The 18,040-nt window shown below is 69.5% G+C and carries 18 protein-coding genes; 11 read left to right on the forward strand and 7 right to left on the reverse strand.

The genetic code is table 11. From position 1 onward, the window contains the following. Positions 1-2 precede the first annotated feature (2 nt). From G579_RS0114085 to G579_RS0114135, 11 genes are all read left to right on the forward strand, one after another. Positions 3-671 (forward strand): site-2 protease family protein, encoded by a 669-nt coding sequence (locus G579_RS0114085; RefSeq protein ID WP_028990680.1) that lies wholly within the window; start codon positions 3-5, stop codon positions 669-671. Beyond that, positions 668-1,888, forward strand: coding sequence for a tryptophan--tRNA ligase (locus G579_RS0114090; protein ID WP_028990681.1), 1,221 nt, complete (start codon positions 668-670; stop codon positions 1,886-1,888). Before G579_RS0114085 ends, G579_RS0114090 begins: the two co-directional genes overlap by 4 nt. Positions 1,889-1,912: 24 nt before the next feature. After that, complete coding sequence (locus G579_RS0114095) at positions 1,913-2,734, forward strand: segregation and condensation protein A (RefSeq protein WP_028990682.1); 822 nt, start codon at positions 1,913-1,915, stop codon at positions 2,732-2,734. Further along, a complete protein-coding gene (gene scpB, locus G579_RS17815) occupies positions 2,731-3,282 on the forward strand; it encodes an SMC-Scp complex subunit ScpB (protein ID WP_038020150.1) in 552 nt (183 codons plus the stop codon). The genes G579_RS0114095 and scpB overlap by 4 nt, the downstream gene beginning before the upstream one ends. A 49-nt stretch (positions 3,283-3,331) precedes the next feature. Further along, a complete protein-coding gene (rluB, locus tag G579_RS17820) occupies positions 3,332-4,465 on the forward strand; it encodes a 23S rRNA pseudouridine(2605) synthase RluB (protein ID WP_081662822.1) in 1,134 nt (377 codons plus the stop codon). A 3-nt stretch (positions 4,466-4,468) separates the two neighbouring features. Next, positions 4,469-5,152 (forward strand): endonuclease III domain-containing protein, encoded by a 684-nt coding sequence (locus tag G579_RS0114110; RefSeq protein WP_051181724.1) that lies wholly within the window; start codon positions 4,469-4,471, stop codon positions 5,150-5,152. Continuing rightward, the gene (gene nfi / locus G579_RS17825; protein ID WP_038020152.1) at positions 5,118-5,810 is read left to right on the forward strand and encodes a deoxyribonuclease V; all 693 of its coding nucleotides are present in this window, start codon (positions 5,118-5,120) and stop codon (positions 5,808-5,810) included. Before G579_RS0114110 ends, nfi begins: the two co-directional genes overlap by 35 nt. A 12-nt stretch (positions 5,811-5,822) precedes the next feature. Continuing rightward, positions 5,823-7,604: a gamma-glutamyltransferase gene (ggt, locus tag G579_RS17830; protein WP_081662823.1), complete on the forward strand. Its 1,782-nt coding sequence runs from the start codon at positions 5,823-5,825 to the stop codon at positions 7,602-7,604. A 44-nt stretch (positions 7,605-7,648) separates the two neighbouring features. Further along, positions 7,649-9,499 (forward strand): M61 family metallopeptidase, encoded by a 1,851-nt coding sequence (locus G579_RS0114125; protein ID WP_038020155.1) that lies wholly within the window; start codon positions 7,649-7,651, stop codon positions 9,497-9,499. Positions 9,500-9,647: 148 nt separating this feature from the next. Next, the gene (locus G579_RS0114130; RefSeq protein WP_028990685.1) at positions 9,648-10,091 is read left to right on the forward strand and encodes a peroxiredoxin family protein; all 444 of its coding nucleotides are present in this window, start codon (positions 9,648-9,650) and stop codon (positions 10,089-10,091) included. A gap of 114 nt (positions 10,092-10,205) precedes the next feature. Beyond that, positions 10,206-10,433 (forward strand): hypothetical protein, encoded by a 228-nt coding sequence (locus G579_RS0114135; RefSeq protein WP_028990686.1) that lies wholly within the window; start codon positions 10,206-10,208, stop codon positions 10,431-10,433. On the opposite strand, the gene hflD is transcribed toward G579_RS0114135, so the two are convergent. From hflD to glnD, 7 genes are read right to left on the reverse strand one after another with little or no spacing between them, the layout of a single operon-like run. Beyond that, positions 10,414-11,052, reverse strand: a complete 639-nt coding sequence (gene hflD / locus G579_RS0114140; protein WP_028990687.1) for a high frequency lysogenization protein HflD — start codon at positions 11,050-11,052, stop codon at positions 10,414-10,416. The two genes, G579_RS0114135 and hflD, sit on opposite strands and share 20 nt — an antisense overlap. Positions 11,053-11,070: 18 nt before the next feature. Beyond that, positions 11,071-11,445, reverse strand: coding sequence for a VOC family protein (locus tag G579_RS0114145; protein WP_211218758.1), 375 nt, complete (start codon positions 11,443-11,445; stop codon positions 11,071-11,073). Between the two features lie 8 nt (positions 11,446-11,453). Beyond that, entirely contained in the window at positions 11,454-12,206 is a 753-nt protein-coding gene (locus G579_RS0114150; protein ID WP_028990689.1) for a YciK family oxidoreductase, read from the reverse strand. 41 nt (positions 12,207-12,247) lie between these two features. Further along, the gene (gene hpnE / locus G579_RS0114155) at positions 12,248-13,576 is read right to left on the reverse strand and encodes a hydroxysqualene dehydroxylase HpnE (RefSeq protein WP_028990690.1); all 1,329 of its coding nucleotides are present in this window, start codon (positions 13,574-13,576) and stop codon (positions 12,248-12,250) included. A gap of 7 nt (positions 13,577-13,583) precedes the next feature. Next, positions 13,584-14,453: a presqualene diphosphate synthase HpnD gene (gene hpnD, locus G579_RS0114160; RefSeq protein ID WP_028990691.1), complete on the reverse strand. Its 870-nt coding sequence runs from the start codon at positions 14,451-14,453 to the stop codon at positions 13,584-13,586. Between the two features lie 6 nt (positions 14,454-14,459). Continuing rightward, positions 14,460-15,305, reverse strand: a complete 846-nt coding sequence (gene hpnC / locus G579_RS0114165; RefSeq protein ID WP_211218759.1) for a squalene synthase HpnC — start codon at positions 15,303-15,305, stop codon at positions 14,460-14,462. 18 nt (positions 15,306-15,323) lie between these two features. Beyond that, complete coding sequence (gene glnD, locus G579_RS17835; protein ID WP_081662824.1) at positions 15,324-18,038, reverse strand: [protein-PII] uridylyltransferase; 2,715 nt, start codon at positions 18,036-18,038, stop codon at positions 15,324-15,326. Between the last annotated feature and the right edge of the window lie 2 nt (positions 18,039-18,040).

Here is an 18,040-nt window from a genome sequence, read left to right on the forward strand (position 1 = left end):
GCATGACCGATCCCGCGCAAATCATTCAGATCATCTCCATCTGGGCCTTGCCGGTCCTTTTCGCCATCACCCTGCACGAGGTCGCCCACGGCTGGACCGCGTGGCGCCTGGGCGATCCGACGGCCATGCTGATGGGGCGCCTGAGCCTGAATCCCCTCAAGCACATTGATCCCATCGGCACCGTGCTGCTGCCGGCCGGCCTGGTCGCCATCGGCTCGCCCTTCGTCTTCGGCTGGGCCAAGCCGGTGCCGGTGAACTTCGAGGGCCTGCGCAATCCCAAGCGGGATTCGGTGTGGGTGGCCCTGTCCGGGCCGGCGGCCAACCTGGCCATGGCGCTCTTCTGGACCGTGGTGCTCTGGCTCGGCGCGCGCCTGCCGGCCAGCCTGGCCTATTTCAGCGAGCCGATGCAGCTGATGGGCATGGCCGGCATCACCATCAACCTGGTGCTGATGGTATTGAACCTGATTCCCATCCCGCCGCTGGACGGCGGCCGGGTGGCGGTGGGCCTGCTGCCGGGGCGTGCCTCTTATCAGCTCAGTCGGCTCGAGCCCTACGGCTTCATCATTCTCATTCTGCTCTTGTTCACGGGCATCCTGGGCCAGGTGATGGGTCCCATCGTCCTGTCCCTGCGTCACTTCTTTTTTGCGCTGGGAGGAGCGCCGCTGCCATGACCGACGCCTTTGCCGCCGGCAACCGCCGGATCCTGTCCGGCATGCGCCCCACGGGGCGCCTGCATCTGGGCCATTACCACGGAGTCCTGAAGAATTGGCTGCAACTGCAGCGGGACTACGACTGCTTCTTCTTCGTGGCCGACTGGCACGCCCTCACAACCCATTACGAGGACCCGCGCGGCATCGGCCCGGCGGCCTGGGACATGCTGGCGGACTGGCTGGCGGCCGGCATCGACCCGGAGCGGGCGACCCTGTTCTTCCAGTCGCAGATGCCCGAGCACGCCGAGCTGCACCTGCTGCTGTCCATGATCACGCCCCTGTCCTGGCTGGAGCGGGTGCCCACCTACAAGGACCAGATCGAGAACCTCAAGGACAAGGACCTCTCCACCTACGGCTTTCTCGGCTATCCGCTGCTGCAGAGCGCGGACATCCTGATCTACCGCGCCGGCCACGTGCCGGTGGGTGCCGATCAGGTGGCGCACGTGGAGATCACCCGCGAGATCGCGCGGCGCTTCAATCACATCTATGGCCGCGAGCCGGATCAGGCGGACAAGGTGGAGAAGAGCCTGCAGCGCATGGGCAAGAAGGCGGCCAAGGAATACGCCAATCTGCGCACCCGCTACCAGGAGCAGGGCGATGCCGCGGCCCTGGAGGCGGCGCGCGCGCTGCTGGCCGCGCAGGCCAACGTCAATGCCGAGGAAAAGGAGCGCCTGTTGGGCTACCTGGAGGGTACCGGCAAGGAGATCCTGCCCGAGCCGCAAGCGCTGCTGACCCCGGCGTCCAAGATGCCCGGCCTGGACGGCCGCAAGATGAGCAAGTCCTACGGCAACACCATCTTCCTGCGCGAGGCTCCCGCCGCGGTCACCCAGAAGATGCGCACCATGCCCACCGATCCCGCCCGCGTGCGGCGCAGCGATCCGGGCACGCCGGAAAAATGCCCGGTCTGGGCCTTCCATCAGGTGTACTCGGACGAGCCCACCCAGGCCTGGGCGCACCAGGGCTGCACCAGCGCCGGCATCGGCTGCCTGGAGTGCAAGCAGCCGATCATCGACGCGGTGCTGGCGGAGTTGGCCCCCATGCGCGAGCGCGCCGAGAGCCTGGCCGCCCGGCCGCAATACCTGCGGGAAGTGGTGGCCGCGGGCCAGCAGCGGGCACGGATCGTGGCGCAGGAAACCCTGGCCGAGGTGCGCCGGTCCATGGGCCTCGATTTTGCCTGAGCGCCAGCGGAGCCGTTTGCAGCCATGAGCGCCGCCGCGCAGCCGGAGACGGACAGCCACGGCACCGAGGCCCTGGCCCACGTGCGCGGGGCGCCGCTGACCGCCCTGCCCAAGGACCTCTACATTCCGCCCGATGCCCTGGAGGTGTTCCTGGAGTCCTTCGCCGGGCCCCTGGACCTGCTGCTCTACCTCATCAAGCGCAGCGAGATGGACATCCTGGACATCCCCATCGCCGAGGTGACGCGGCAGTACATGGCCTACGTGGAGCTGATGCGCGAGGTGCGGCTGGAACTGGCGGCGGACTACCTGGTCATGGCCGCCTACCTCGCCGAGATCAAGTCGCGCATGCTGTTGCCGCGCCCGGCGGGCAGCGAGAGCGAGGAGACGGAGGACCCGCGTGCCGAGCTGGTGCGCCGCTTGCAGGTCTACGCCCAATTCCAGGCGGCGGCCGAGCGCCTTGGCGATCTGCCGCAGGCCGGCCGCGATTTCTGGCCGGCGCTGGCCGAGCGCAGCGAGGTGCAGCCGCTCACCCGGCTGCCGGAGTTGGCGCTCGCCGACCTCCTGGCGGCCTTGCAAAGCTTGAGCCGGCGCGCCGTGCTCTTCACCGAGCACCACGTGCGTCAGGAAGGACTGTCGGTGCGGGCCCGCATGGGCGAGGTGCTGGTCTGGCTCGGTGCCCCGGAGCGCGCCGGGCGCTTCTGGCCTTTCATCGAACTGCTGCGGGCGCCCGAGGGGCGTGCCGGCTTGGTGGTGACCCTGATGGCCGTGCTGGAGCTGTCCCGCTCCCAGGACTTGCGCTTCCGCCAGGACACCCCCTTCGGCCCCATTTACGTGCGCGCCGCATGACGCCGGCCCTGGTCAAGGAGATCCTGGCCGCGGCGCTGCTCAGCGCCGGCGAGCCCCTGAGCCTGGAGCGCCTGCGCGGCCTTTTCGAGCCGGAGCAGTGCCCCAGCAGCGAGACCTTGCGCAAGCTGCTGGACGAGTTGCGCCAGGATTATGCCGACGCGCCGGTGGTGCTGGTGCGCACGGCGGGCGGTTACCGCTTCCAGAGCAATCCGCGCCTGACGCCCTGGCTGGCGCGCCTGTACGCCGGCCAGGCGCCGCGGCCGTCGCGGGCGCTCATGGAAACCCTGGCCATCATCGCCTACCGCCAGCCCATCACCCGCGCCGAGATCGAGGACATCCGCGGCGTGGCGGTGAGCCAAGGCATCGTCAAGACCCTGCAGGCCTATGGCTGGATCCGCGTGCTGGGCCACCGCGAAACGCCGGGTCGGCCCGCCCTGCTGGGCACGACCCCGGCTTTCCTCGCCCATTTCGGCCTGGAGAGCCTGGAGCAGTTGCCGCCTCTGGACGAGCTGCAGGATCTGGAACAAATCGCGGCAAATCTGCCCTAACTCATAAACGGCGCCGGCGCTGTCGCCGGTCCGCGCAAAGGGAAATCCCATGACGAGAACACCCAGGCCACCCCGTTCGACGCCGCCCCTGCCGGAGGGACGTGCGGACGGTCACGATGAGAAGCTGCAAAAGGTATTGGCCCGGATCGGGCTCGGTTCGCGCCGGGAGATGGAGGAGTGGATCACCGCTGGGCGCGTGCGCGTGAACGGCCAGCCGGCCAAGCTGGGCGATCGCATCACGGACCGGGACGAGATCAGCATCGACGGCGAGCGCCTGCCAGACTGGCGGCGGCAGGGACCGCGCCGGCGCGTCATCATGTATCACAAGCCGGTGGGCGAGGTGACCACGCGCAAGGACCCGGAGGGCCGGCCGACCGTCTTCGACCGTCTGCCACGCCTGCGCCAGGGGCGCTGGATCTCCGTGGGGCGCCTGGACCTGAACACGGACGGCCTGCTGCTGCTGACCACCGACGGCGAGCTGGCCAATGCTCTCATGCATCCCAGCCGCGAGATCGAGCGCGAGTATGCGGTGCGCGTGCTGGGCCGGCCCACCGACGAGAATCTGCAGCAGCTGCGCGAGGGCGTCATGCTGGAGGACGGCATGGCCCATTTCGACAGCATCGAATACGAAGGCGGCGAAGGCGCCAACAGCTGGTATCGGGTAGTCCTGAAGGAGGGCCGCAACCGCGAGGTGCGGCGACTGTGGGAGGCAGTCGGCCTGACCGTGAGCCGCCTGATTCGCACCCGCTACGGCCCGATCCAGTTGCCGCGGGCGGTGCGCGCCGGCCGCTGGGAAGACCTGACTCCTGAGGAGTTGGATGCCCTGCTGGAGGCGGCCGGCCTGCCGCCGGAGGCGCCGGCGGAGCAGGCCGGCCGGTCCGGGCGCGGTACCGGTCCGCGTCGTGCGCCGGAGCGGGATGCCTCGACCGCCGCCAAAGCGCGCGGTCCCCGGCGCGGGCTGTTCCGGCGGCATCGCGAAGCGGCGGACAGCCAGGCTCCGGCAAGCAACGGCCGCAAGCCCGCAGTCCGCGGCAAGCGCGAGGCGCAGCCGGAGCGCGCCGTTCTGACCCTGCGCGAGGCCCAACCGGCCCGCCCGCGCGACAAGGGCAGCCGCGACCTGGCCTCCGGCCGCCGTTCCGCCAGCAAGGGCCGGCTCGGCGTCGGGCGGCGCGGACGCCCGTGAGCGGTGAGCAGCACCCCCTTTCTGGCGGTCTATAGGGCGCTCTTCGACGTCTTCGGCCCGCAGCGCTGGTGGCCGGCGCAGACGTCCTTCGAGGTGCTGGTGGGCGCCGTGCTCACCCAGAATACCGCCTGGCGCAACGTGGAGCAGGCCATCGCGCGCTTGCGCGCGGCGAGCCTGCTCCACGGGCCGACCCTGCTGGCTACCCCGCCGGAGCGGCTGGCCGAATTGATCCGCCCGGCCGGCTACCATCAGGTCAAGACCCGGCGTCTGCTGGCCCTCTGCGAATTCCTCGCCGCCCATGACGCACTGGCCGAGCCGCGGCGCTTGCGCGAGCGGGGCAGCCTGCCGGCCCTGCGCCGCGCCCTCCTCGGCGTGCACGGGGTGGGCGGGGAGACGGCCGATGCTATACTAGTCTATGGACTGGAGCTGCCCAGCTTCGTGGTGGATGCCTACACCCGGCGGATTTTCGAGCGGCTCGGCCTGCTGTCGGGCGCCGCCGCCTACGAGGCGATTCAAGCGCAATTCCACGCGCATTTGCCGGCGGACGCCGCGCTCTTCAATGAATATCACGCGTTGATCGTGGCACTGGGCAAAGCGTTCTGCCGCCCGCAGCCGCGCTGTCGCGATTGTCCCTTGCGGAGCATGTGCCATCATGCTGACACCCGAGTTTCCGACCGACCCGGCTAAGGCTTTCGCGCTGCAGCGCCGATTGGCACAGCAGGTGCGTCTGGAACCCTGTCCCAAGCGCGTGCGCCGGATTGCCGGCTGCGACGCGGCACTCTCGCCCGACGGGCAGGAGGTGGTCGGCGTGGCCGTGCTGCTGGATTTCCCCGACCTGACGGTGCTGCATCACGAGGTGCGCCGGGCCCGGCTCGAGATGCCCTACGTGCCGGGCCTGCTGTCCTTCCGCGAGGGACCGGCTCTGCTGGCCGCCATTCGCGCACTGCCCGAGACGCCGGATCTCTTGATGGTGGACGGCGCCGGCATCGCCCACCCGCGCCGGCTGGGCATCGCCGCCCACTTGGGCGTGCTGCTGGACCTGCCCAGCGTCGGCGCGGCCAAGTCGCGCCTGTGCGGCAAGGATGTCCAGCCCGGCCCCCTGCGCGGGGAGAGCGCGCCGCTGGTGGACCGCGGCGAGCTGGTGGGCTGCATTCTGCGCACCCGTGACGGCGTGAAACCGCTCTACGTCTCGCCGGGCCACCGCTGTGACATCTCCGGCGCGGCCTACTGGGTGCTGGCCTGCGGCAAGGGGCTTCGGCTGCCCGAGCCGACCCGCTGGGCCGACCGCCTGGCCGGGGAGGCGAAGCGGGCCATGGGCGCCGACCCGCACAGCGAAGACGAATAAGGAAGAATCCACATGTTGCTGAAAGCCCTCTTTGCGTGGCGCGCGCCGGTGCCGCGACGGGACGCGCACCTGGCCGGGTATGTCCTGGCCATGCTGCTGGTGTTCATGCCGTGGGGAGCGGACGCGCAGGGCATCCCCCGGGCAGCGGCCGTCGCCGCCGCCCAGCCGCTGGCGACCGAGGCCGGCCTGCGGGTGCTCAGTATGGGCGGCAATGCCTTCGACGCCGCCGTGGCGGTCAGCGCCGCCCTGGCGGTGGTGGAACCCTACGGCTCGGGCTTGGGCGGAGGCGGGTTCTGGCTGCTGCACCGCGCGGCGGACGGCTTTGAAGTGATGGTGGACGGGCGGGAGCGGGCCCCAGGCGCGGCCACCCGCGACATGTATCTGGACGCTCAAGGGCGGCCGCGGCCGCGCGCCTCCCTGGACGGTCCGCTGGCTGCGGGCGTCCCGGGACTGCCGGCGGGCCTGGTGCACTTGGCCCAGCGCTACGGCCGCCTGCCGCTCGCCGCCAGTCTAGCGCCGGCCATCGGCTATGCGCGCGATGGCTTTGCGGTGGGGCAGCGCTATGCCTTGATGGCGCGCGAGCGCGAGGCGGCCCTGGCCGCCAGCCCGGCGGCCGCCGCCATCTTCCTGCAGGACGGCAAGGCGCCAGGGCCCGGCTTCCGGCTGGTACAGCCCGATCTGGCCAGGACCCTGGTGGCCATCGCCCGTCATGGCCGGCCCGGCTTCTACAGCGGCCCGGTGGCGCGCGAGCTGGTGGCCGCCGTGCGCCAGGCGGGCGGCATCTGGACGCTGCAGGACCTGCGCGCCTATCGGGTGGTGGAGCGCAAGCCCATCCGCTTCAGCTACCGCGGCGCGACCATCATCGCCGCGCCGCCCCCATCCTCGGGCGGCGTGGTCCTGGCGGAAAGCCTGCAGATCCTGGAACGCTTGCCGTTGCAGCAGGCCGAAGAGGTCCAGCGCATGCACTTCGTCATCGAAGCCATGCGCCGCGCCTATCAGGACCGCGCGCGCCATCTGGGCGATCCGGATCATGTGGCCATGCCGTTGCAGCGGCTCTTGAGCCGGGATTATGCGGCCCGGCGCGCTGCCGGCGTCGATCCCGACAATGCCACCCCGAGCCTGGCGCTCGACGGCGAGCCCGCGGCCGAGCTGCGCCAGGGCACCCACACTACCCATTTTTCCATCATCGACGGCGAAGGCAACCGCGTGGCCGGTACCCTGAGCCTCAACACCATGTTCGGCTCGGGTTTCGTGGCGGGCCGCAGCGGCGTGCTGCTCAACAACGAGATGGATGATTTCGTCATCAAGCCCGGGGTGCCCAACGCCTACGGCTTGGTGGGCAACGCCGCCAATGCCATCCAGCCCGGCAAGCGCCCGCTGTCGAGCATGTCGCCGACCTTCGTGGAGGACGCCCGCGGCGTGCTGGTGCTCGGCACTCCTGGCGGCTCGCGCATCATCAGCATGGTGCTGCTGGGCATCCTCGACCACCTGCATGGCCCGAGCCCGGATCTGAGGCGTCTGGTGGCGCTCCCGCGCTACCATCATCAGTATCTGCCCGACCGCGTGGAGGTGGAGCCCGACGCCTTCCCGCCGGCGCTCCTGCAGGCCCTCGAGCTGCGCGGCCACACCATCCACGCGGTCTCGCGCCGTTGGGGCGACATGCAGGCGGCTTACTTGGACAAGCGCAGCGGCCGGCTGGATGCGGCGAGCGATCCGCGCGGGGAGGGCATGAGCCTGGTGCAGACGGTGAGTGTCCGCCGTCCGCTGCCGATGCCGATGCCGGTCGCACCCTGATCCCGCCTTCGTCCGCCCATGATTCCGACCTGCGAGTGAAGCCCATGTCCGATCTGCCGCCGATCCGCTACCGCATCCATCCCAAGGACCCGGCCGCCCACCTCTTCGAGGTGAGCTGCACCGTGGCCGACCCTGACCCGGCGGGCCAAGTGTTTTCCCTGCCTGCCTGGGTGCCGGGCAGCTACCTGATCCGCGAATTCGCCCGCCACATCGTGCGCTTGTCCGCCAGCAGCGCGGGCACGCCCCTAGCGGTGGAGAAGATCGACAAGCACACCTGGCGCTGCGCTCCCGCCGCCGGTCCGGTCACCGTCACCTGCGAGATTTACGCCTACGATCTGTCGGTGCGGGCCGCCTACCTGGACCAGACCCGCGGCTACTTCAACGGCACCAGCGTGTTCCTCATGCCCCACGGTCGCGAGTCGCGGCCCTGCCGGCTGGAGATCCGGCGCCCGGACGGCGAGGGCTATCGCGGCTGGCGGGTGGGCACCGCCATGCCGCGCATCGATGCCGAGCCCTACGACTTCGGTACCTACGGGGCGGCCGACTACGACGAGCTCATCGACCATCCGGTCGAGCTGGCCGATTTCACCCTGGCGCGCTTCGAAGCCGGCGGCGTGCCCCACGATCTCGTCATCAGCGGCCGGCACCGCGCCGACACCGAGCGCCTCTGCCGCGACCTGCAGCGAATCTGCGAGTATCACATCGGCCTCTTCGGCGAGGCGCCGATGGATCGCTACGTCTTTCTGGTGTTGGCGGTGGGCGACGGCTACGGCGGCCTCGAGCACCGCGCCTCCACCAGTCTCATCTGCAAGCGCGATCACCTGCCCCGGCCGGTGCCGGCCGGTCTGGACAGCGACCCCAACGATCCCAATTGCAACGAGGGCTATCGCAGTTTCCTCGGGCTGTGCAGCCACGAGTATTTCCATACCTGGAACGTCAAGCGCATCAAGCCCGCCGCCTTCCTGCCCTACGACTTGAGCCGCGAGGCCTACACCCGCCAGCTCTGGGCCTTCGAGGGCATCACCTCTTATTACGACGATCTCGCCCTGCTGCGCAGCGGGCTCATCACGCCCGCGACCTACCTTGAAATGCTCGGCGAGACCGCCACCCGTGTCTGGCGCGGCAACGGGCGCCACAAGCAGTCGGTGGCGGAGTCGAGTTTCGATGCCTGGATCAAGTTCTACCGGCAGGACGAAAACGCCCCCAATGCCGTGGTCAGCTACTACGCCAAGGGCAGCGTGGTGGCCCTGGCCCTGGACCTGCTCATCCGCAGCCGCAGCGCCGGCGCCCATTCCCTGGACGCGGTCATGCGCGCCCTGTGGACGCGTTATGGCAAGAAGCTCGTTGGCGTGCCCGAGGACGGCATCGAACGGACCGTGACGGAGATGACCGGCCTCGACCTGAGCGATTTCTTCGCCCAGGCCGTGTACGGCACCGCTGACCTGCCGCTTCGGGAAATCCTCGCACCTTTCGGCATTGAGTTCACCTTGCGTCCCGCCGAGTCGGACAAGGACAGCGGCGGCAAGCCCGCTAAGCGCAGCGCGGCGGAGCTCGCCGCCCGCGCCGTGCTGGGCGCGCGCATCGGCGGCCGGGGCGAGGAGGCGCGCCTGACCCACGTCTACGACGGCGGCGCGGCCCAGCGGGCGGGGCTGTCAGCGGAGGACGTGGTCGTCGCCGTGGACGGCCTGCGCGCCACTCGCGCCAATCTGGCCGCCCTCATCGGCGGCTACCCACCGGGCAGCCGGGTGCATGTGCACGCCTTCCGCCGCGACGAACTGCTGGAGTTCGACCTGACTCTGCAGGCGCCGCCTGTCGACACCTGCGCCTTTGCCCTGGTGGAGGACGCCGGGCCGGCAGCGCGGGCGCTGCGGGATGCCTGGCTGCGGGGTGGCTGAGGCGCGACGGGCAGCAGGGCGTCCGTGATCCTTTTTCGCCGTGGATCGGCTAAAATAGAAGTTGCCCCTGCACGCCGAGCCCGCCTGGGCGGATGGATCCGCCTGCCGCCCGCGCCGCTCCGGAACGGGCAGGAAGGAGGGTCAGCCCATGATTTTCCCGTCCCTGCGCAGCGTCATTCCCAGCTTCACCCTGCCTGACATCCACGAGCACCAGACCGCCTTGGGCGATTACCGGCAACGACAGCCGGTGGTGCTGCTGTTCTGGGACGGCGACGAATCTCTGCTGCACGACTTCGCCCGCCATTATCCGGCGTATCAGGCGCTGGGTGCCGAGGTGCTGGCGGTGGGCGGCGAGCGGCCGCCAGCGGGGGAGTGGCCCTTCCCGGTGCTGGTGGACCATGCTGGCGCCGTTAGCGCCCGCTACGTCGAGCGTACGCCCGCCGTGCTGGTGCTGGATCGCTTCGGCGAGCTCTACGCCGGCTGGCAGGGGCCGTGGCCGGCCGGACCCGAGCACCGGGACATCCTCGGCTGGGTCCGATTGACCGAGCTGCAGTGCCCCGAGTGCGGGGCACCGGATTTGCGCTTCCTGTAAACGGATTGGACGGCTGATCCGATATGGATCGGATCACAGCCGTGGGTGCGGCATCCGGTTGCGTGGCGTGAGCAGTGCGGAATGTCGGCGCTCTCCCGGCCAGGGGAGGTGGGCATGCGGATCCAGGTCGAGTGCAAGGTGGACTACCGGGGAGAGGAAAGCCCGCAGCGCTTTTTCCTCGGGGAGCGCCCGGTCGAGGTCATGGAGGTGGTGGACCGCTGGCCGGCGTCCGATCGCAATTACTTCAAGGTGCTGGGCGACGATCAAGGCATGTACATCCTGCGTCATGACATCGAGGCGTTGCGCTGGGAACTGGTGATGTTCAAGATGGCCGAGGCCTGACGCCGTCCAGGATGTGCTGCGCCTCGCGCGCGAGGGTGCCGCGTCCGAAGAGCAGCCGCCAGTGATTGCCGCCGCGCTGGCGCCACAGCACCGCCGAGCGGATGCCGGCCAGCAGCAGGGCGCGGATGCGGTTGGCATTGTCCGGGTTGCCCAGATAGGCCGGATCGCCGCTCACCATGATGCGGGGCGTGAGGGTGCTGATGGTGTCGCTGTAGATGCCGGCCAAGTTGGCAATGACATTGCCGTGCGTGGCCGAGAAATGTTCGGCCTGCGCCTGCGCCCGCCTGATCCCCCGACCCATCTCCTCCAGCATCGCCGGCCGCTTGGCCGACTGCCGTTCCAGGGTGAGGAGGGCGACCACGTAGCGCATCAGTTCCTGCTCCGCCGGTCCCTGTTGCTTCACCAACACCCGCTGCAGCTGCTCGAGCCCGGTCCGCAGCCGGTCGGCCCCGCCATAAACCGCCTCGGTGCTCGTCGGCGTCAGGTTCAGGATGCTGTGCACGGCGATTTCCAGTTGCTCGTTGTCGAGCGTCCCATGCCGGGCGAGTTGCTGCACTTGGTAGGCAGCCTGAAAAATGCCCGCCAGGGCCAGCGTCCGATCTCGCAAAGCGTTGCTCATGGTGCTTGTCGCGGCCGCTTAGCCGGCCTCCACGAACTCGAGGGCGTTGCCCTCCGGGTCACGGCAGAACAGGGCCCGGCGACCCGAACGGCTCAGGGTGTAGGGCACCTGCGCCGCCTCCAGCGCCTGGCGCAGGCGGTCGAGGCCGGTCACGGCAAAAGCGGCGTGCCGGTCGCGGCCGCCGTGCTCGGGGCGCGGCACGTCCTTGTCCGGATTGGGCAGGGCGATGAGGTGGATCTGCTGCCGGCCCGCCGCGTACCAGACCCCCGGGAAGGGCAGCGGCGGGCGCTCGGGGAGAGGAGCCAAACCCAGCACCTCCTCGTAGAAGACGCGCGCCTGCTCGAGGTCGGAAACCAGCAGGGAGACATGCAGCAGTTCGGTGATCCGGAACATGGCCGTCCTCAGGGACGCATCCAGTCCCGGGCGTTCAGCGATTGGCCGCGCAGCTCCCGGCTGTCCGGTCCCATCAGGTACAGATACAGCGGCATGATCTGGTCGGCCGTGGGCACCTCCAGCGGGTTCAGGCCGGGATAGGCCTTCACGCGCATGCTGGTGCGGGTTGGCCCGGGATTGATGACGTTGACCCGCACCGGCGTGTTCTCCAGTTCGTCGGCCAGGATCTGGGCCATGTTCTCGATGGCGGCCTTGCCGATGCCGTAGGCGCCCCAGTAAGCCTTGCCATGCCGGCCCACGTCGTCGCCGGTGAAGATCAGCGCGGCGTCGGGGCTTTTCTTGAGCAGCGGCAGGCAGGCCTGGGTCAGCAGGAAGGGCGCGTTGAGATTCACCATCATCGCCTGTGCCCAGATGTGCGGCGGGTAGAGCTCCAACGGACAGAGCACGCCCAGCTCCGCGGCGTTGTGGAGGATGCCGTCGAGGCGGCCCATTTCCTGCTCGACGCGCCGCGCCAGCTCGGCGTAGTGGTCGGCATTGGCGCCTTCCAGGTCCAAAGGGTAGATCGCGGGCGTCGGACCGCCGGCGTTCTCGATTTCGTCGTAGACGCCCTCCAGCTTGCCGGTGCGCCGGCCGAGCAGGATCACTTGGGCGCCGGCGCGGGCGTAGGCGAGGCTGGCGGCGCGGCCGATGCCGTCGCCGGCGCCGGTGACGAGAACGACGCGGCCGGAGAGGAGATCGGCGGGGGCGGTGTAGCTGGGCATGTCAGGCGTTCCTCGGCGTGGCTCTTGTTGTAAAGTGGATATTATGCACCTGCGGCGCGGCTTCGGGCTATGGCCGCGGCTTGCCGGCCGCTGCGCACCGCGCCTTCCAGGGTGCCGGGCAGGCCGGTGGCGACGTAGTCCCCCGCCAGCCAGAATCCGGGCACCGCGGTGGCCGTGGCGGGCCGGGCGGCCTCGACGGCCGGGGTGGCCAGGAAAGTGGCGCGCTTCTCGCGGATCACGCGGATGCTTGACGGCTGGGCGGGAACCAAGCCATTGCTGCACTGGTGCAGCTCCGCCGCCAGCACTTGGCCCAGCCGCTCCTGTTCCCAGCCCAGGTGCGCCTCGTCGGCGCTGAGCACCACCGCGATGCGGCCGAGCTCGCCCAGCAGCCGGCCGCGGTCGAAGGCCCACTGGCCCACCCCGTCCAGGATGGCGAAGAAGTCCTGCGGCAGGCGGGTGGCTGCCGGGTAGTCGAGATAGACGGTGGTGATGGGACTGTCGCGCAGAGACCGCAAACGGCCGACCAGCGCCTGCAGGCGCGCATCGCCGGCCAGCAGGCGCGCGGCGGCCTGATGCGGCAGGGCGCAGATGATCTGGCTGGCGGCATAGCGGCCGCGCACGGTACGCACTTCAAACGGCGGCTGATCCAGGCGGATTTCATGTACCCGTTCGCCGTAGTGCAACTGCCCGCCGGCCCGGGCGATGCGCTCGCTGGCCGGGGCAGCAAAGAGGCGCGACAAGTCCGCTTGCGGCACCAGGATGCGGCTATGGGCGGCTTTGCCGGCGAAACTGTCGCGCAGCACGCGCAGGAAGACGCGCGTGCTGGCCTGATCGACGGCGGTGTTGAGGGCAGCCAGGCACAGCGGGGTCCACAGGCGTCCGATGGCCAAATCCGTTTGCCGCTCGGCCTGCAGGAAATCGAGAAGCGGCCTGTCCTGATCGATGCCAAAGTCCTGCTGCTGCAGGCGTCGGGCCAGGGCCAGCGCCGGCCAGCGGTCGCGAGCCGGCAGCAGGGTGCTGGTGGCAATGCCGAAGGCCAGATGCAAGGGCGCGGGCAGGGCGGGCGCCGCCAGCTCGAAACCTTCGCCGTCCAGGGTGCGGTAGTGGAGGCGCAGGCGCGACTGCTCCCGCAGGAGGTGGCGCGTGCCCAAGCGCTCGAGCAGGGCCAGGGTCTCGGTGTAGGCGCCGATCAGCACGTGCTGGCCGTTGTCCAGCCGCTGGCCGTGGAGACTCACGCCGCGAGCGCGCCCGCCGGGCTGCGCGGCGGCTTCGAAGAGACGGACGGCCACCCCGGCTTCCGCCAGCGCCAAGGCCGCGCTCAGCCCGGCCCAGCCGGCTCCCAGCACGGCGACCGGGGCGTCCCTGTTCATGCGCCGCTCAGGCTTCCGAGCGGCGCCACGCCTTGTAGCGGCGCTTTTCCTCGCGGGCGGTGCGCCAGGCGATCATGAGCTTGCGCAACGGCGTGAGGGCGGTACGCTGATGCAGAACGGGCCAGCCGTCGGCGCCGATCTCGCGCAGCAATTCGCGGTAGATGCGGGCCATGACCAGCCCGGGCAACTGCGCATAGCGATCGGATTCGGGCAGCTGCGCCAGGGCGCGGTCGTAGTATTCCTCCGCCCGCCGGGCCTGAAAGGCCATGAGCTGGCGGAACTTGTCGGTCTCGTGGAAATGCAGGATCTCTTCCTCGTCCACGTGGAAGCGGCGCAGGTCTTCCTGCGGCAGATAGATGCGGTTGCGCTCGGCATCCTCGCGCACGTCGCGGATGATGTTGGTGAGCTGGAAGGCGATGCCGAGATCGTGGGCGTATTTCTGCGTGGCGCGGTCCTGGTAGCCGAAGATCTGGGCGGAAAGCAGACCCACCACGCCGGCCACCCGGTAGCAGTACAGGGACAGCTCCTTGAAGGTGGCGTAGCGGTTGATGTCCACGTCCATCTCCATGCCGTCGATGATCTCCAGCAGCTGCTCGCGCGGCAGATCGTAGCGCTGCACCGCCGGTGCCAGGGCGCGGGTCACCGGATGGCTGGGCTGACCGGCGTAGAGGGCGTCCAGCTCCGTGCGCCACCAGCCCAGCTTGATGCGGGCCAGTTGCGGCTCCAAGCATTCATCCACCACGTCGTCCACCTCGCGGCAAAATGCGTAGAGGGCCGTGATGGCGGCACGCCGGTCGGGTTCCAGCAGGCGGAAGCTGTAGTAGAAGCTGGAGCCGCTTTTGGCGGCTTTCTCCTGGCAATATTCTTGGGGATTCACGGGCGTCTATTTGGCCAAAGCGGCGCGCTTCAGAAGGCTGAGCCAGGTGGTCCACTGGATTACCGGGCGCTGGTGGAAGACATCATAGCCGTTTTTGCCGATGGCCTCCAGAATGGCCGCCCCGCCGAGAATGGTCAGGCGCATGTTGAAGCCCAGCCGGCCGGTCAGCGTCCGCCCGAGGGGTGCGCCCGACTGCAGCAGCCGACGGGTGCGCTCCACCTGGAAGCGCATGAGCGCCTGAAATTGCGGCGTCAACCGGCCCGCCGCCAGATCCGCTTCCGCGACCTGGAAGCGGCGCAGGTCCTCGGCGGGGAGATAGATGCGGCCCTTGCGGCAGTCCACTGCGACGTCCTGCCAGAAGTTGGTGAGCTGCAGGGCGCTGCAGATGGCGTCGGCGCGGCCGATGTTCTGCGGCGTGTCCGCCCCGTAGAGGTGCAGCAGCAGGCGGCCGATGGGGTTGGCGGAGCGGCGGCAGTAGTCGATGAGTTCGGCGAAGGTGCCGTAGCGGGTGCGGGTCACATCCTGGCGAAAGGCCGACAGCAGGTCCGTCAGCGGCGCCAGCGGCAGCCGGAAGCGCGCGATGCTGTCGGCCAGCGCGATGAAGATGGGGTGATCGGCCTCGCCGCGGGCAGCGGCATGCAGCCGGCTTTCCCAGTCTGCCAGGGCCGCCAGCCGCTGCGCCGGGCTGGCCTCGCCCTCGTCGGCCAGGTCGTCCGCCGTGCGCGCGAAGGCGTAGATGGCAGCTATCGGATCACGCAAGCGGCGCGGCAGCAGCAGCGACGCAACCGGGAAATTTTCGTAGTGGCTGGCTGCCAGGCGGCGGCAATGGGCGTAGGCGCTGCGAGTCTCCATCGGCGGCGGGCCCGCGGCTCAGGCGTTCACGGCAGAGGCGGCTGTCAGCGCAGTGATGAGCCGCGTCTCCACCTCCGGCAGCACCGCCTCATCCAGCTTGGCTCCATGCTTGTCCACGAGGAAGAAGGTGTCCTCGGCCCGTTCGCCGAAGGTGGCCACCTTGGCGCCGTGCACCTGGATGCCGAGGGACTGCAGCGCCTGGGCGATCCGGTAGAGCAGGCCTGGGCGATCCGGCGCGATCACTTCCATGAGGGTGTAGGGCTCCAGGGCCTGGTTGTTGAAGCTGACCTCGGTCGGCACGTTGAAGAGGCTGGCCTGCCGGCGCCGGCGCCGCACCCGCCAGGCGGGGGCGCTCCTGAGCGCCTGCCCGCGCAGGCCTTCCTGCAGCCGCTGCTCCAGTTCGCGCAGGATGCGCGGATCGCTGATGTTGCCGTTGTCGCCGTCCAGCACCCGGAAGGTGTCCAGGGCGAAGCCGTCCGGGGTCACGTCCAGGCGGGCATCCACCACGTTCAGGCCCAGGCGGTCCAGCGCGCCGGTCAGATGCGTGAAAAGCCCCTCCACGTTGGGCGCGTAGACCAGGATCTCGGTGCCCGCGTGCTGGGGATGCAGGCGCGCCCGCACCAGGGGCAGATCCAGACTGTGGCTCTCCACGATGGCCTGGGTATGCCAGGCGATTTCCTGGGGGTCGTAGCGGAAGAAATAGGCGGAGCTGAGCCGCTCCCAATGCCGTTGGGCCAAGCCTTCCGCCTGCGAGGGCAGGAGGTTCAGCACGTCGCTCTGCTTGTGGCGGATCAGGGCATCGCTGTCGACCGGCGCGAGCGTATCCCGGCGCAGAGCGGCGCTGGTGGCGTGATAGAGATCCCACAGCAGTTGGCCCTTCCAGCTGTTCCACAGGCCCGGATTGGTGGCGCGGATGTCGGCGACGGTCAGCAGCAGCAGGTAATCCAGATGCCGCTGGTCGCCCATTAGGCGGGCAAATTCGCCGATCACTTCCGGGTCTTCGATGTCGCGGCGCTGGCTGGTGCTGGACATGACCAGGTGCTGGCGCACCAGCCAGGTCACCAGGGCCGTGTCCTCGGCGGGGAGGCCGTGGCGCTGGCAGAAGCGCTGCACGTCCTCGGCGCCCAATTGGGAGTGATCGCCGCCCCGGCCCTTGGCGATGTCGTGGAACAGTCCGGCGATGATGAGCAGTTCGGGCTTGTCGATCTGGCCGTAGATCTGCGAGCACAGGGGCAATTCCCCGGCGAAATCCGGCACGGCGAAGCGGCGCAGGTTGCGCACCAGGAAGAGGGTGTGCTGGTCCACCGTATAGACGTGGAAGAGGTCGTGCTGCATCTGGCCGACGATGCGGCCGAAGGGCGGAATGTAGGCCCCGAGCACCCCATAGGCGTTCATGTGCCGCAGCACGCGGGTCAGGCCGCTGCCGTGGCGCAGGATGGCCATGAAGGCCGCCTGGTTGCGCGGGTCCTCGCGAAAGCGCCGGTCGATGCGGCCCAGGTTGGCGCGCAGGGCCCGCATGGTGCGGGCGCCGACGCTGATGTGCGCCGGCTGGCGCTGCAGGTGCTGGAAGAGGGTGAGGATGCTGTGCGGCTGCTTGGCGAAGATGCCCAGGTCGATGGCGCGCAGGCGGCCGTCGCGCACCTCGAAATCGGCATCCAGGACGCGCGGCTCGCCGTGCTGTACCGGGATGATGTCCTCGCGCAGGGTCTGCAGCAGCATCTCGGTCAGGATCGAGACTTCCTTCAGGGTGCGGAAGTAGCGCTTCATCAGCTTTTCCACGGCCAGGCTCTCGCGCGTGTCCTGATAGCCCAGCTCCTCGGCCAGGCGATACTGGTAATCGAAGAGCAGGCGCTCTTCCTTGCGCCCGGCGGCGTAATGCAGGCCGGCACGCAGCCGCCACAGGAAGTTGCGGGCGCGGATGAGGGTGCGGTACTCCTCGCGGGTGATGATGCCCGCGATGCTCAGGCAGCGCAGGTCCAGGCAGCCGGAGTGGCGCTTGGCGACCCACTCGATGACCTGCAGGTCGCGCAGGGCGCCGGGGCCGTCCTTGACGTTCGGCTCCAGGTTGTAGGCGGTGTCGCCGAAGCGGGCATGCCGTGCCCGCTGCTCGGCGACCTTGGCTTCGAAGAAGGCGGCGCTGGTCCAGGGGTTGTCCACCTTCAAGCTGTGTTGCAGGCGCGCGAAGCTGTCCTTGCTGCCCGCCAGCCAGCGGGCTTCCAGGAGACTGGTGGCGATGGTGATGTCGCCCGCCGTCTCGGCCAGGCATTCGCTTACCGTGCGGGCACTGTGTCCCACCTCCAATCGGATGTCCCACAGAAAGGTGACCAAGGTTTCCACGAAGGACAGGTCCTCGGCGGAGGGCGCCTCGCTGCCGAACAGGAAAAGCAGGTCCACGTCCGAGTGGGGATGCAGCTCGCCGCGGCCGTAGCCGCCCACGGCCACCAAGGCGAGGTCCTGCGGAGCAGGGCGCTGCAGCAGGCGGGGCAGGTACCGCCAGATCTGGGTGAGCAGGTAATCGGCCAGGCGGCACTGGCCGTGGACCAGTTGCGGGCCGCCGGCGCCGCGCCGGTAGGCGTCCTGGAGCTGAAGGCGGCCTTGCTGCAGGTAATCCTTGCAGACCTGCCGAAAGGCCGGCAGCGCTGCGTCGGGGGCGTGCCCCGCGAAGATGGCATGGGTCTGCTCCCGCAGCATCTGCCGCTGGAGCAGGTCCGACATGTGCACGGTCGGTCGCATGG

The organism is Thermithiobacillus tepidarius DSM 3134 (genome assembly GCF_000423825.1).
Classification (GTDB): Bacteria; Pseudomonadota; Gammaproteobacteria; order Acidithiobacillales; family Thermithiobacillaceae; genus Thermithiobacillus; species Thermithiobacillus tepidarius.

Bases quoted from the DNA above. Each gene is read 5' to 3' on its own strand.
- G579_RS0114085 (WP_028990680.1), top strand. From the start codon at position 3: ATGACCGATCCCGCGCAAATCATTCAGATCATCTCCATCTGGGCCTTG.
- G579_RS0114090 (WP_028990681.1), top strand. From the start codon at position 668: ATGACCGACGCCTTTGCCGCCGGCAACCGCCGGATCCTGTCCGGCATG.
- G579_RS0114095 (WP_028990682.1), top strand. From the start codon at position 1,913: ATGAGCGCCGCCGCGCAGCCGGAGACGGACAGCCACGGCACCGAGGCC.
- scpB (WP_038020150.1), top strand. From the start codon at position 2,731: ATGACGCCGGCCCTGGTCAAGGAGATCCTGGCCGCGGCGCTGCTCAGC.
- rluB (WP_081662822.1), top strand. From the start codon at position 3,332: ATGACGAGAACACCCAGGCCACCCCGTTCGACGCCGCCCCTGCCGGAG.
- nfi (WP_038020152.1), top strand. From the start codon at position 5,118: ATGCTGACACCCGAGTTTCCGACCGACCCGGCTAAGGCTTTCGCGCTG.
- ggt (WP_081662823.1), top strand. From the start codon at position 5,823: ATGTTGCTGAAAGCCCTCTTTGCGTGGCGCGCGCCGGTGCCGCGACGG.
- G579_RS0114125 (WP_038020155.1), top strand. From the start codon at position 7,649: ATGTCCGATCTGCCGCCGATCCGCTACCGCATCCATCCCAAGGACCCG.
- G579_RS0114130 (WP_028990685.1), top strand. From the start codon at position 9,648: ATGATTTTCCCGTCCCTGCGCAGCGTCATTCCCAGCTTCACCCTGCCT.
- G579_RS0114135 (WP_028990686.1), top strand. From the start codon at position 10,206: ATGCGGATCCAGGTCGAGTGCAAGGTGGACTACCGGGGAGAGGAAAGC.
- hflD (WP_028990687.1), bottom strand. From the start codon at position 11,052: ATGAGCAACGCTTTGCGAGATCGGACGCTGGCCCTGGCGGGCATTTTT.
- G579_RS0114145 (WP_211218758.1), bottom strand. From the start codon at position 11,445: ATGTTCCGGATCACCGAACTGCTGCATGTCTCCCTGCTGGTTTCCGAC.
- G579_RS0114150 (WP_028990689.1), bottom strand. From the start codon at position 12,206: ATGCCCAGCTACACCGCCCCCGCCGATCTCCTCTCCGGCCGCGTCGTT.
- hpnE (WP_028990690.1), bottom strand. From the start codon at position 13,576: ATGAACAGGGACGCCCCGGTCGCCGTGCTGGGAGCCGGCTGGGCCGGG.
- hpnC (WP_211218759.1), bottom strand. From the start codon at position 15,305: ATGGAGACTCGCAGCGCCTACGCCCATTGCCGCCGCCTGGCAGCCAGC.
- glnD (WP_081662824.1), bottom strand. From the start codon at position 18,038: ATGCGACCGACCGTGCACATGTCGGACCTGCTCCAGCGGCAGATGCTG.